The organism is Comamonas sp. C24C, from assembly GCF_053345995.1.
In genome coordinates this window covers 332,678-344,966 of sequence record NZ_JBKFBC010000005.1, presented here as the reverse complement: position 1 = coordinate 344,966, position 12,289 = coordinate 332,678, and the positions used below count along the sequence as shown (strand labels likewise).

Annotated in this window: 12 protein-coding genes; 6 read left to right on the top strand and 6 right to left on the bottom strand. The window is 64.8% G+C overall.

What is annotated here, in order from left to right; genetic code table 11:
• Positions 1 to 178: 178 nt before the first annotated feature.
• Positions 179 to 859, top strand: a complete 681-nt coding sequence (locus tag ACLBXN_RS12210) for a Fe2+-dependent dioxygenase (protein ID WP_043007806.1) — start codon at positions 179 to 181, stop codon at positions 857 to 859.
• Positions 860 to 874: 15 nt separating this feature from the next.
• Here ACLBXN_RS12210 and ACLBXN_RS12205 read toward each other — a convergent pair whose 3' ends face one another.
• The 3 genes from ACLBXN_RS12205 to ACLBXN_RS12195 all read right to left on the bottom strand — a co-directional run bounded on the left by ACLBXN_RS12205 (position 875) and on the right by ACLBXN_RS12195 (position 6,185).
• Positions 875 to 1,447, bottom strand: a complete 573-nt coding sequence (locus tag ACLBXN_RS12205; RefSeq protein WP_447612294.1) for a DUF4124 domain-containing protein — start codon at positions 1,445 to 1,447, stop codon at positions 875 to 877.
• A 209-nt stretch (positions 1,448 to 1,656) separates the two neighbouring features.
• Positions 1,657 to 3,837 (bottom strand): TonB-dependent receptor domain-containing protein, encoded by a 2,181-nt coding sequence (locus ACLBXN_RS12200; RefSeq protein ID WP_211457186.1) that lies wholly within the window; start codon positions 3,835 to 3,837, stop codon positions 1,657 to 1,659.
• A 368-nt stretch (positions 3,838 to 4,205) separates the two neighbouring features.
• Positions 4,206 to 6,185, bottom strand: a complete 1,980-nt coding sequence (locus ACLBXN_RS12195) for a transglycosylase SLT domain-containing protein (RefSeq protein ID WP_447612293.1) — start codon at positions 6,183 to 6,185, stop codon at positions 4,206 to 4,208.
• A gap of 15 nt (positions 6,186 to 6,200) precedes the next feature.
• On the opposite strand from ACLBXN_RS12195, the gene ACLBXN_RS12190 reads away from it, so the two are divergent.
• A complete protein-coding gene (locus ACLBXN_RS12190; RefSeq protein WP_019044041.1) occupies positions 6,201 to 6,773 on the top strand; it encodes a 5-formyltetrahydrofolate cyclo-ligase in 573 nt (190 codons plus the stop codon).
• 19 nt (positions 6,774 to 6,792) lie between these two features.
• Complete coding sequence (locus ACLBXN_RS12185; RefSeq protein ID WP_043007814.1) at positions 6,793 to 7,053, top strand: hypothetical protein; 261 nt, start codon at positions 6,793 to 6,795, stop codon at positions 7,051 to 7,053.
• Positions 7,054 to 7,170: 117 nt separating this feature from the next.
• Here the strand turns inward: ACLBXN_RS12185 and queC are convergent, their stop codons facing one another.
• Entirely contained in the window at positions 7,171 to 7,920 is a 750-nt protein-coding gene (queC, locus tag ACLBXN_RS12180; RefSeq protein WP_447612291.1) for a 7-cyano-7-deazaguanine synthase QueC, read from the bottom strand.
• Between the two features lie 116 nt (positions 7,921 to 8,036).
• Between queC and ACLBXN_RS12175 the strand changes: the two genes are divergently transcribed.
• The 3 genes from ACLBXN_RS12175 to adhP all read left to right on the top strand — a co-directional run bounded on the left by ACLBXN_RS12175 (position 8,037) and on the right by adhP (position 11,311).
• Positions 8,037 to 8,717, top strand: coding sequence for a glutathione S-transferase family protein (locus ACLBXN_RS12175; RefSeq protein WP_447612290.1), 681 nt, complete (start codon positions 8,037 to 8,039; stop codon positions 8,715 to 8,717).
• A 59-nt stretch (positions 8,718 to 8,776) separates the two neighbouring features.
• Positions 8,777 to 10,039: a multifunctional CCA addition/repair protein gene (locus ACLBXN_RS12170; RefSeq protein ID WP_447612289.1), complete on the top strand. Its 1,263-nt coding sequence runs from the start codon at positions 8,777 to 8,779 to the stop codon at positions 10,037 to 10,039.
• A gap of 237 nt (positions 10,040 to 10,276) precedes the next feature.
• A complete protein-coding gene (adhP, locus tag ACLBXN_RS12165) occupies positions 10,277 to 11,311 on the top strand; it encodes an alcohol dehydrogenase AdhP (RefSeq protein WP_447612288.1) in 1,035 nt (344 codons plus the stop codon).
• 60 nt (positions 11,312 to 11,371) lie between these two features.
• Here the strand turns inward: adhP and trxC are convergent, their stop codons facing one another.
• Both trxC and ACLBXN_RS12155 read right to left on the bottom strand, forming a co-directional pair.
• A complete protein-coding gene (gene trxC / locus ACLBXN_RS12160) occupies positions 11,372 to 11,806 on the bottom strand; it encodes a thioredoxin TrxC (protein WP_167004068.1) in 435 nt (144 codons plus the stop codon).
• 199 nt (positions 11,807 to 12,005) lie between these two features.
• Positions 12,006 to 12,206 carry a DUF2905 domain-containing protein gene (locus tag ACLBXN_RS12155; RefSeq protein WP_012839950.1) on the bottom strand — a complete coding sequence of 67 codons (201 nt, stop codon included), beginning with the start codon at positions 12,204 to 12,206 and terminating at the stop codon, positions 12,006 to 12,008.
• Between the last annotated feature and the right edge of the window lie 83 nt (positions 12,207 to 12,289).

The following is a 12,289-nucleotide window of genomic DNA, read 5'->3' as shown; positions in this document are numbered from 1 at the left end:
CGGCCCCGCCTTCCCCCTCTCTGGCGCCGAGCGCCGGAGGGGGACGACAGCCTCGCTGCGCGGCGGCGCTTGCTCGCTGCCCCCTTACCTGGATCGCGCCGTCTTCAGCGGCAGCGATCCACTTTCCGTCTTGCAGCCTCGCCCAAGCGGGGCTTCTCCATTTCAAAGAATTCTCACCATGATGCTGCATATCCCCCAGGTCCTGAGCCGCGAGCAGGTCGCCAGCATGCGTGCCGCCATCGATGCCGCCGACTGGGTCGACGGCCGCGCCACCGTGGGCAGCCAGGGCGCCCAGGTCAAGCGCAACCGGCAGCTGCCCGAGCACTCGCCCGTGGCCCAGGAGCAGGGCCGCATCATCTTGCAGGCGCTGGCAGCCAGCCCGCTGTTCTTCAGTGCCGCCCTGCCTGCGCGCACCATGCCGCCGCTGTTCAATCGCTATAGCGACAGCGAGACCTACGGCCTGCATGTGGACGGCGCGGCACGCCGCGTCGCGGGCTCCGAGCAGTGGCTGCGCACCGATGTGTCCTGCACGCTGTTTCTCTGCGAGCCCGAGGACTACGAGGGCGGCGAGCTGGTCGTGGTCGACACCTACGGCACGCACGAGGTCAAGCTGCCTGCGGGCGACCTGATCCTCTACCCGTCAACCAGCCTGCACCGGGTCGAGCCTGTGACACGCGGCGAGCGGGTCTGCTCCTTCTTCTGGGCCCAGAGCATGGTGCGCGACGACGCGCGCCGGGCCCTGCTGTTCGAGATGGACCAGGCCATCACCGGCCTGCGCGGAAAACTCGGCGAAACCGAGGAGACCGTGAGCCTGACCGGCCACTATCACAACCTGCTGCGCATGTGGGCCGAAACCTGAGGCCCGCCGGAACGCTCAGGGCCGGTGCTTTTCGGCGCAGCCGACCAGGTGGTTGTACATGCTGGTCATGCACTGGTACATATCGCGCGAGCGTCCCGTGGCGGCCTTGCAGTCGCTGACCGTGGCCTGGGAGCGCAGCTTCACGAAGTTGCCCGCCGAGCTGTCGTACTGGGCCTGAGTGATATAGCCGCCCTTGAGGTTTTTCTGGCCGTTTTCCAGCATGGTCTCGATCTGGCTGCGAATGTTGTCCACCGCCAGCGCGCAGTTCAGCGCCACTTCCTTGCCGTCGACCTTTCTCAGGCCCTGGGCCAGACCATCCACCATTTCCTGAGCGCCCTTGGGCAGCTTCCTGGTGCCGTCGGGATTGCGTGCCTCGGCTCCTTCGCCAAAGCGCCCCGCCCCCGCACCCGAGCTGCCATTGGGCGAGACCTTGACCTGTGATGCATCGGCCTGCTGCGGCGGCAGTTGCGAGCCGTAATGCGTCTGCCCCTGCGCATCCACCCATTTGTAGACGGGCTGTGCCATCAGGGCACTGGCCCAGACCAGTCCCAGCGTGGCGATGAGCACGCGGCTTCTTGCTGCTGACATTGCGACTTTCTCCCTCACTCGGTATGGGTCTGCCATGCGCAGAACCGGCACTTGTAAAGAAGTGTAAACAATAATCGCCAATATGAAAACAGGAGCTGCCAGCGCTTCTTCATCCTTGATTTCAGACCTGAATCAGTTTGAAACCTATGGGTAAAGTGCACTGACAGCTCCTGATTCAGAAGCTCAAGCCGCTGCTGAAGCGCTCAGCCTCAGAACTTCATGTTCGCCGTAATCCAGAAGGTACGACCGGCCTGGGTCACGCCCGACACCGAGGAGCCGCCCTGGAAGTAGCTGTTCACCCAGGTCGGCGTGCCGTTGACGCTGACCTGCTGGTACTTGCGGAAGTCCTTGTCGAACAGATTGAAGATGCTCGCGTTCAGGCTCAGGCTCTTGTTGACCTGATAGCTGCCGCCCAGATGGAACAGCGCATAACCCTTGATATCGCCCACGGCATCAAACACGGCCTTGTTGGCGTTGCTCAGATTGTCGTAGGAGCCGCTGAAGCGCGGGCTCTTGCTGCGGTACTCGCCGCGCGCCCACAGGCGCCACTGGCCGCTCGGGGTCCAGTCCAGCTGGGCGCTGGCAATATGCTTGGCGGTGTTGGCCAGCTGACCGTTCTTGCGGCCGCCTTCGATGACCTCGCTGTTGGTCCAGGTGTAGCCGGCCTTGACGGCCCAGTCCTTGGCCAGCTGGGCGCGGCTGCTCAGCTCCAGACCCCAGGTCTTGGCCTTGTCCACATTGATGGCGTAATCGGCCGTGGGGTTGTAGGCACAGCTGGAGATGGCTGCCGTGGCGCAGGAACCGCCCGAGGCAATCTTGTCCTTGACGTCGTTGTGGAAGAAGGTGGCCGAGCTGGTCCAGCCCGCCTTGTTGTCGAACAGGGCCGACAGCTCCACATTGGTGCTGGTCTCGGGCTTGAGATTCGGGTTGCCGATATTGATGGTCGTGCCCTGGCCGCTGACGCCGCTGACGCCGTCGATCAGCTGGTTCAGGCGCGGCGCCTTGAAGCCCTGGCTCACGCCGCCCTTGAAGGTCCAGTTCGTTGTCGCATCCCAGACCAGATAGGCGCGCGGGCTGAACTGGCCGCCAAAGGCGTCATGGTGGTCATAGCGACCGCCCAGCGTGGCGGTCAGGCCCTGGCGCAGACGCCATTCGTCTTCCACGAACAGCGACCACATGGTCTGCTTGTGGCTTTGCGGCAGCAGGCCGTCCTTGAGCTTGGCATCCCAGAACTGGCCGCCCACGGTCAGCATGTGGGCATCACCCACGGGCGCCACCAGCTTGCTGTCCAGCACCAGATTGGTGGTCTTGAGCTCGCGGTCTGCGCCGCGGCGTGGGTCGTTGGTCGGCACTGCCGCGCCGGGAATGGTGCGGCCGATGGTCTCGGTTTCGGTATGCATCAGGCTGCTTTCCAGCGTGCCGAAGCCCAGACGGCCGGTATGACCGATGGTGACCTGATCGCGGTTGAAACGCAGCGCATCCTTGTAACCGGGCGGATTGCGTGGCGCTTCCGCATCACGATTGCCCAGGCGGCCATCTTCGTTGTTGTACCAGGTGCGGCCCTGGTCCACATCCAGCCAGATATCGTGATAGCGGTTGGGCGTCAGCGTCAGGCGGGCACCCAGATTGTGCTGGCGGCTTTGCGCAGGCGCGGGGTTGCGTGCACCGGCGGGCTGGGCCGCGCCGGGTGCCAGCACCCAGTCGGAAGCATCGCGGCTATAGGTGCTGCCGCGCACGGCCAGACCCAGCAGATCCTGCTTGATGGGACCGTTGACATAGAAATTGCCGCGGTACTGGTTGCCCCATTCGCTGTCCTGCGGCAGGCCCATGCCCACGCTGACCTCGCCGCCCCATTCCTTGCTGACCTTGCGCGTGATGATGTTGATCACGCCGCCCATGGCGTCCGAGCCGTAGAGCGTGGACATGGGGCCGCGAATGACCTCGATGCGTTCGATGGCCGAGATCGGCGGCATGAAACTGGTCAGTGCCGCACCGAAGCCGTTGGGCGTGACATCGCCGGCCACGTTCTGGCGGCGCCCGTCGATCAGGATCAGCGTGTAGTCGCTGGGCATGCCGCGGATGCTGATGTCGAGGCCGCCGGTCTTGCCGGTGCCGCCCATCACGTCGATGCCTTCCACGCCCTGCAGGGCTTCGGCCAGATCGCGGAAGTTCTTGGTCTCCAGCTCCTGGCGCGTCACGACGGAGATGGAGGCCGGGGCATTCTTCAGCTCTTGCTCGAAGCCGGAGGCCGAGACCACCACCTCCTCCATGGTGGACTCCCTGGCTTGCGCAAAAGCGGCAGTGCTGGCGCAGGTGGCGGCAGCGGCCAGGGCCAGTAAACGGGGTTGCCAGCCAATGCGGCGGGCGCGGCTGATAGCGGCGTTGGACATGATGACTCCTCGGCCTGCCCTGGGGGCAGGTCGTTCACAAACAGGGTAGAAAGCGGTGGCCCGTGGGGCCTTCTTGGCAGCTGGCAGGCAGCTTGAGGGAGACAAAGCCGAGGTTGTATGTAGCGTTATGGGCTTTGACGGTTGCAATTATGTATTTTTTGTAAACGCAAACCAGTCTCATTCGCCATCTATTTGTAGGTTATTTACCTACATCAAACTTTGCGTGGTATTTCGCGCGCCCCGGCACGCCCGAGAAGATATGAGCAGTTTCGCGAGAGCCGGAACACCATGAAAAAAGCGCCCTGACCCTTTCGGGCAGAGCGCTGCAGGCGGTGAATCGGCGAGCCGTCCGCTCGCACTGCCGATGCTTACGGCAGGTCCTTCATGGTTTCGGGATCGTTGGCCGGGCGCGGGCCTATGGTGCCCAGACGGCTTTTGAGCGACTGCGGCTGGCCGGTGATCAGCGCCGCATAGCTGGTGGTATTGGAGAGCACCTTCTTCACATAGTCGCGGGTCTCGCTGAAGGGCACGTTTTCGGCCCAGATGGCAGCGTCCAGTGTGGGCCCGTTGCGCCAGTTGCGCGGGCGGCCCGGACCGGCGTTATAGCCTGCGGCCGCCAGCGCCATCGAGCCCTCGAAGTCGTCCAGCGCCAGCTTGAGGTAGGAGGTGCCGATGGTGATATTGGTGTCGCGGTCGTTGATCATGTCGGGCGTGAAGCCCGTCATGCCGATCTTCCTGGCCGTCCATCGCGCCGTGGCCGGCATCACCTGCATCAGCCCCGAGGCGCCCACGCCCGAGCGCGCATCCATGATGAAACGGCTTTCCTGGCGGATCAGGCCGTAGACATAGGCCGGGTCCAGCCCGATATTGCGCGACTTGGCCAGCACCGTGTCGTGATAGGGCATGGGAAAGCGCTGCTTCCAGTCGGCAAAGGTCTTGGTGCGCTCGCTGGTGTTGATGCAGCGATCCCAGACCTGGCGCTCGCAGGCCAGATCGGCGGCCGCATACAGCTCGCGGTCTTCCATGCCGCCTGGCTGGTGCAGATTGGTGGAGTAGTTCCACTCGCGCACGCCCTCGCTGCGCAGCCCCATGCCTATGGCATACAGGCCGCGATTGAGACCGGGGTTGCTGCGCGCAGCCGCCTTCTCCTGCGCCGTCAACGGTGCCGGTGCAGGCGGCACCGTGATGCGCTGGCCGATCTCCTCCAGCGCCAGCTGCTCGTAGAAGCTGCCGTTGCCGGCCGTGTCTTCGAGCAACTGCCGGGCTTCGGCCTTTTCCTCGGCATTGGGGCGGCCTGCCAGCATGGCCCTGGCCTTCCAGTAGGCCCAGGTCGGGTCGGTGCGCTCCGGGCCCATGGCGTCGATGGCGCGGCGAACGGCCTTCCAGTCGCCGGCGCGCAGCGCGGCACGGGCCTTCCAGCCCAGCAGGTCATCGCTCAGGTCTTCGTTGCGGCGCACCTTGCCGAAGTAGTTGTTGGCATCGGGCGAGAGCTTGAAGGCGGCCTGCTTGCCGGCCACGGCCCAGGCCCAGTTGCGCTCCTCGCCATTGAGCTGGGCGCCCCAGCCGCCGTCGATCTGGGTGGCGGCCGCATCGGGGTCGCTGGCCGCCATGCGGATCAGCGCCAGCAGGGCCAGCTCCTTGCGCTCGCGACCGCGCGCCTTGCTCTGGCCTGACAGGTATTTGGCGGGCGAGGCAAACACCTGAGCCACCTGGTCGGCCGCTTCGGGGGCAACGATGGCCACCGCATCACGGGCCGCCTTCTGGCGATTGGCTTCGGTGGCCACACGGGCACGGCGCCAGACATCGGCGTCGGTGATCAGCTTGCTCGCATACAGCTGGCCGGCGGCCGTGGTGCAGCCGTCATCGGCATCTTTTTGCGCCATCCACAGATCGCGTACCTGCTGGCCCACATTGGGTGCGCCCCGGCCTTGCAGGGCGTCGGCGAGCAGGGCGTAGCAGGTGACGGACTTGTCGTCGCGCATGCGGAACCTGGGATAGACCTGGCTGAAGGTGCTCCAGTCACGCTGCTTGCCCAGCAGCAACAGCCAGTCGTTGCGCAAGCGGTCTTCCTGGTAGGTGCCGGCGTAACGGTTCAGAAAGCCCTGGATTTCATCGGGCGATGCGGTCTCCAGGCGGTTCTTGAGTTCCCAGTAAGCGGCCCAAGGTTCGAGGGGGTGACCGGCAGCCTGGGGCAGGAGCTGGGTCAGCGCCGCCTGATTGCGGCTGCGGAATGCTTTTTGCATGTCCAGCAACACGGCATCGCCCGGGTTCTGTGCCTGCGCAAAAGGAGCAGCTACAGTCAACAGGGAAGCCGCACAAAGCGGTGTCAAAATCTTCAGCCAGTGCATGGAGGAAATTATCCGATGGACAAAGCAGCGTTACGCCGCAAGTTGATTGAACTGCGCCTCAACCTTCCAGATCGCCTGCAACGCGCCGATGCGCTGCAGCAGGTGATGCGCTTTTGGCTGATGGAACGGCCCGATACCGTGATTGGCGCCTACTGGCCCATCAAGGGTGAATTCGATCCGCTGCCAGCTCTGCATCGCTGGAAGGAAGATGGCGAGCTACAGGGTACTCCACAACGGCGCAGGATTGGGTTGCCGGTGATCGACAAACAGCGCAAGACGCTGAGTTTTCACGCCTGGTACCCCGGTTGCCCCATGGAGGAGGACGCCTATGGCATTCCCAAGCCCAAGGATACCGAACTGCTGGTGCCCACGCTGCTGTTTGTCCCCTGCGTGGGTTATGCGGCCGGCGGCTACCGTCTCGGCTATGGCGGCGGCTTCTATGACCGCACGCTGGCCGAGCTGAGCCCGCGCCCTTTCACCGTGGGTCTGGGCTACACCAATGGCTATGTCGATGACTTCCAGCCCGAGACGCATGATCTGCCGCTGGACGCCATCCTCAACGACAACGGCGTGGTCTGGCCCGTCTGAACCCCTATTTCGCTTTGCCATGAGTCGTCCCCGCAAGAACATTCCCCAGCGCAGCTACCGCCCGCGCCCCCCGCTGACCGTGATGCGGCTGCCGCTGACCGAGCTCGAGCTGCAGCGGCTGCAAACCCATATGCGTCGCCATGGCCCGCTCAGCCTGACGGCGCGCCAGCACGATGCCATCTGGGACTTTCTGTTCGAGCGGCCGGAAAGCCAGGCCTGGCTCAGCCAGATGACGGCGCAGATTCAGGCCGGCCAGATCGCCACGCGGCCCAGCGCCTGAATCGGGCCCATAGCGTAGATGCTCCTCATTGAGGAGCATCTACCGCATTCAATAAAAGGATTTCAGAGTCTTTTCGACCTGAAATCCTTTTTTATCAAGCGCAAGCAGCTATCAATTTCAAGCCGACTGGCTGGCGCGCCAGTTGTGCCAGCCCGATGCACGCAGCTCGCAGGCCGGGCAGCTGCCGCAGCCATAGCCCCAGTCGTGCAGCACATCGCGCGTGCCCTGGTAGCAGGTGTGGGTCTCGGTGCGAATCAGCTCCACCAGATCGCTGCCGCCCAGGTCATGGGCCAGTTGCCAGGTCTGGGCCTTGTCCAGCCACATCAGCGGCGTATCGATGCGCAGCCGGCGCTCCAGGCCCAGGTTCAGCGCCAGCTGCTGGGCCTTCATGGTGTCGTCGCGGCAATCGGGATATCCGGAGTAATCGGTCTCGCAGACGCCGGTGACGATCACCGTCAGCCCGCGGCGATAGGCCAGCGCGCCGGCCAGCGTCAGGAACAGCAGATTGCGGCCCGGCACAAAGGTGTTGGGCAGGCCGTCGGCCTGCATGGCAAAAGCCACATCCTCGGTCAGGGACGAGCCGCCGATCTGCTTGAGCACGTCGAGCGACAGCACATGGTCCTCGCCCAGACGCGGCGCCCACTGGGGAAAGCGCTCGGCCAGCTGCTCGCGCACGCCGGCGCGCACCTGCATCTCCACGCTGTGGCGCTGGCCGTAGTCAAAGCCCAGCGTCTCCACGCGCTCGAACATGGCCAGGGCCTGGGCCAGGCAGGTGGTCGAGTCCTGACCGCCGGAGAACAGCACCAGCGCGCCCTTGTGGTGACCCGCGCCGGCCAGGTTTGCAGAAGAAGTCGAAGTATTTGCCATAGTGCTGCGATTACATCATCAGGCGCGGCGCCCCGGCATGACTGTGGAATCAAAACACACAGACCGCCCGGCCCAAGCTTGATAAGCTCGGCGGCAGATACACACAGGAGTCCGCCATGAAGCTCTATATCGGCAACAAGAATTACTCATCCTGGTCCATGCGTCCCTGGGTGCTGATGCGCCAAAGCGGCATCAGCTTCGAAGAGCTCACGCTGCGCTTTGACAGCTTTGCCCCCGACTCCAGCTTCAAGCTGCAGGCGCTGGCACTTGCGCCCACCGGCAAGGTGCCGCTGCTGGTCGATGAAGGGCTGACCATCTGGGACAGCCTGGCCATCTGCGAATACCTGGCCGAGCGCTTTCCCGACAAGCACCTGTGGCCGCAGACCGTGGCCCAGCGCGCCCGCGCCCGCAGCCTGGTGGCGCAGATGCACAGCGGCTTCGGTGCGCTGCGCAGCTTCTGCCCCATGAATATCGAAGCCCAGCTGCAGGAGACCGGTGCCCGGCTCTGGGCCGAGCATGCCGATCTGCGCAGCGATGTCCAGCAGCTCGAAGAGCTCTGGACCCCGCTGCTGAACGCCGCCAGCGGCCCCATGCTGTTCGACCAGTTCAGCATTGCCGATGCCTTTTTTGCGCCGGTCTGCATGCGCATCAACAGCTACGGCCTGCCGACCTCGGCCCCGGTGCGCGCCTATGTGCAGCGCGTCACCCAGCTGCCCGCCACCCAGGAATGGATTCAGGCCGCCCTGGCCGAGCAGGACTTTCTGCAGTTCGAAGAGCCCTATCGCCAGCAGCGCTGAGGCAGCAATCCCGCAATTGCGGTATCTGCAGGCCGATGCGCAGCCACTAACATTGCAGCATGAGTGAATTCAAGGTTTTCAAGGTAGGCGGCGCCGTGCGCGATGCATTGCTGGGCCTGCCCGTCAACGACACGGACTGGGTGGTGGTCGGTGCCACACCGGAGCAGATGAGCGCACGCGGCTTCGTGCCCGTGGGGCGCGACTTTCCGGTATTCCTGCACCCTCAGACCCATGAGGAATACGCGCTGGCGCGCACCGAGCGCAAGAACGGCATGGGCTATCGCGGCTTTGTGGTGCACACCGCCGCCGATGTGACCCTGGAGGAAGACCTGGCGCGGCGCGATCTCACCATCAACTCCATCGCCGCTCCCGCGGACTGGAGTGGCAAGGACGAGATCCAGGGCCTGGTGGACCCCTATCACGGCCAGCAGGATCTGAAGGACCGCGTGCTGCGCCATGTGACCGATGCCTTTCGCGAAGACCCGGTGCGCATTCTGCGTCTGGCGCGCTTTGCGGCGCGCTTCACCGATTTCCGCGTCGCGCCCGAAACCATGGAGCTCATGCGCGAGATGGTGGCGGCCGGCGAGGTCGATGCCCTGGTGCCCGAGCGCGTGTGGCAGGAAATCAGCCGCGGCCTGATGGAGGAGCGGCCCTCGCGCATGTTCGACATCCTGCGCGAATGCGGGGCGCTGGTCCGGCTGCTGCCCGAACTCGACAGACTCTGGGGCGTGCCCCAGCGCGCCGAATACCACCCGGAGATCGATTGCGGCGTGCATGCCATGATGGTGCTGGACATGTCGGCGCGCCTGCAGGCTCCGCTGTCCGTGCGCTTTGCCTGCCTGTGCCATGACTTCGGCAAAGGCACCACGCCGGCCGATGTGCTGCCCCGCCATATCGGCCATGAACAGCGCAGTGCCCGCCTGCTTTTGCAGGTCTGCGAGCGCTGGCGCGTGCCCAACGACTGCAAGGAGCTGGCCGAGGTCGTGGCACGCGAGCATGGCAACCTCCACCGCAGCAACGAACTCAACGCCGCCGCCCTGCTGCGCCTGCTGGAGCGCTGCGACGCCATCCGCAAGCCCCAGCGCTTCGAGGAAGCCCTGCAGGCCTGCGAATGCGATGCACGCGGCCGGCTGGGTTTCGAAGAGACGGCCTACCCGCAGCGCCAGCGCCTGGGCCATGCCCTGAAGGCGGCACTTGCCGTGGAGACCGCTCCCGTTGCCCAGGCGGCGGCGCAGCGCGGCCTCAAGGGCAAGGCCATTGGCGATGCCGTGAGCAAGGCGCGCGAGCAGGCGATTGCCGCCTATCTGGAAGGCGGCGCCTAGCCGTCAGCGCACCGAGGCCCGCGAGGCAGGGATGGGCGCGGCTTGAGCTAAGTCAAAGAAGGTATGCTGCAGCCATTGCACAGTACGAGACGGCGGTGGCGATGCGCTCCGCCAAGGCCATGCAGCGGGTCACGAAACCCGCTGTAACACCCATGCCTTGACGGCGTGGTTCTTTGACGGGCAAGTGTCCGGCCCACAGGCCAAGGCCTTGCCCTCTTGCTTCAAGGAGGTGCTCTGATGTCCTTACCCCAGACCATGAAAGCCGCCGTGGTGCGTTCCTTCGGGAAACCGCTCACGATCGAGGAGATGCCGGTTCCCCGACCGGCAGACGATCAGATCCTGGTCAAGATTGCCGCCTCCGGCGTCTGCCACACCGATCTGCATGCGGCCGAAGGTGACTGGCCTGTCAAACCCCAGCCGCCCTTCATCCCCGGCCATGAAGGCGTGGGCTATGTGGCCGCAGTGGGCAAGAACGTCAGACATGTCAAGGAAGGCGATCGCGTGGGCGTGCCCTGGCTGCACAGCGCCTGCGGCTTCTGCCGCCACTGCATAGGCGGCTGGGAGACCCTGTGCGAATCTCAGACCAATACAGGCTATTCGGTCAACGGCGGCTTTGCCGATTACGCACTGGCCGATCCCGCCTATGTGGGCCATCTGCCGTCCAATGTGAGCTTTATCGACGTCGCTCCCGTGCTCTGCGCCGGGGTCACGGTGTACAAGGGCCTGAAAGTCACCGACGCCAAGCCCGGCGACTGGGTGGTGATTTCCGGCATCGGCGGCCTGGGCCATATGGCCGTGCAATATGCCAAGGCCATGGGCTTCAATGTCGCAGCGGTCGATATTGACGACGGCAAGCTCGCGCTGGCGCGCCAGCTGGGCGCCACGGTCACCGTCAACGCCATGAACACCGACCCGGCGGCCTATCTGCAAAGAGAGATCGAAGGCGCCCACGGCGTGCTGGTCACGGCCGTATCCCCCAAGGCTTTCGAGCAGGCGCTGGGCATGGTGCGTCGCGGCGGCACGATTTCGCTCAATGGCCTGCCGCCGGGCGACTTTCCGCTGCCGATCTTCTCCATGGTGCTCAAGGGCATCACCGTGCGTGGCTCCATCGTCGGCACGCGCCTGGACCTGCAGGAATCGCTGGACTTTGCCGCCCAGGGCAAGGTCAAGGCCACCGTATCCACCGACAAGCTGGACAACATCAACGACATCTTTGCCCGCATGCACGAGGGCAAGATCGAAGGCCGCGTGGTGCTGGACATCGCCGCCTGAGAGTCTGACCGGCCCCGGGCCGGGGCCGGGTGAGCGGGCCGGCTCCCGCGAAACCGCCGCTCAGATCACCGAGCGCACCCAGCGCACGATCTCCGAGGCCGGCAGGGCCCCGGAGATGCGTGCCAGTTCCCGGCCTTCCTTGAAGATCACCATGGTCGGAATGCTGCGGATGCCCAAGGGCGCCGCAGCCTGTGGATAAGCCTCGGTATCGAGCTTGGCCAGCTGTGCCTGCCCCGCCAGTTGCTGGGCCGCCTGGGCAAAGGCCGGCGCCATCATGCGGCAGGGGCCGCACCAGGGAGCCCAGAAATCCACGACCACGGGCAACTGGCTGCGGCCGGTGTGCCTCGCAAAGCTGTCGTTGTCCAGGGCCACGGGCTCGCCCGTCACCAGCGGCTGGTGGCAGCTGCCGCAATCGGGCTGATTGCCCAGCTGGTCGCTGGCGATGCGATTGGTGGTGTGGCAATGAGGGCAGACGTAGTGCAGGGATTCGGACACGAGGCAACCTTTCTGGGATTTACGCAAACAGGAACGCGACAACGGCCTGCTTCCTGAGGCAGTCGCTAGGCCTGAACCCGCTTTGCGCAAGTCGTACTTTCTTTGGCAATACCCGGCTTGCGCCGGCAGGCGCAGGTCGGGCTCAGGCTTGTATGTGCAGCCAAAGCCCGCAGATTCAAGCCGTAACCTGCCTACGCTCTCAGAGCTTCACAAAGCGGGCAATCAGCGCCGCCACCACGCTGAGCAGCACCGTGCTGGCCACCGGCAGGAAGAATTCCTTGCCGAACAGGCGAAAGCGGAAGTCGCCGGGCAGACGCCCCAGCCCTATGCGCTGCAGCCAGCCGTGCAGCCCGTTGACGAGCAACAGGGCCAGAAAAATGACGATCAACCAGCGAATCATGAGGTCGCAAGTATAGAGGCGCGCCGTCCTGGCGACCTGCGCGCCCATGCTGTCAGGCAGCCATTCCGTTTATGCATGACATG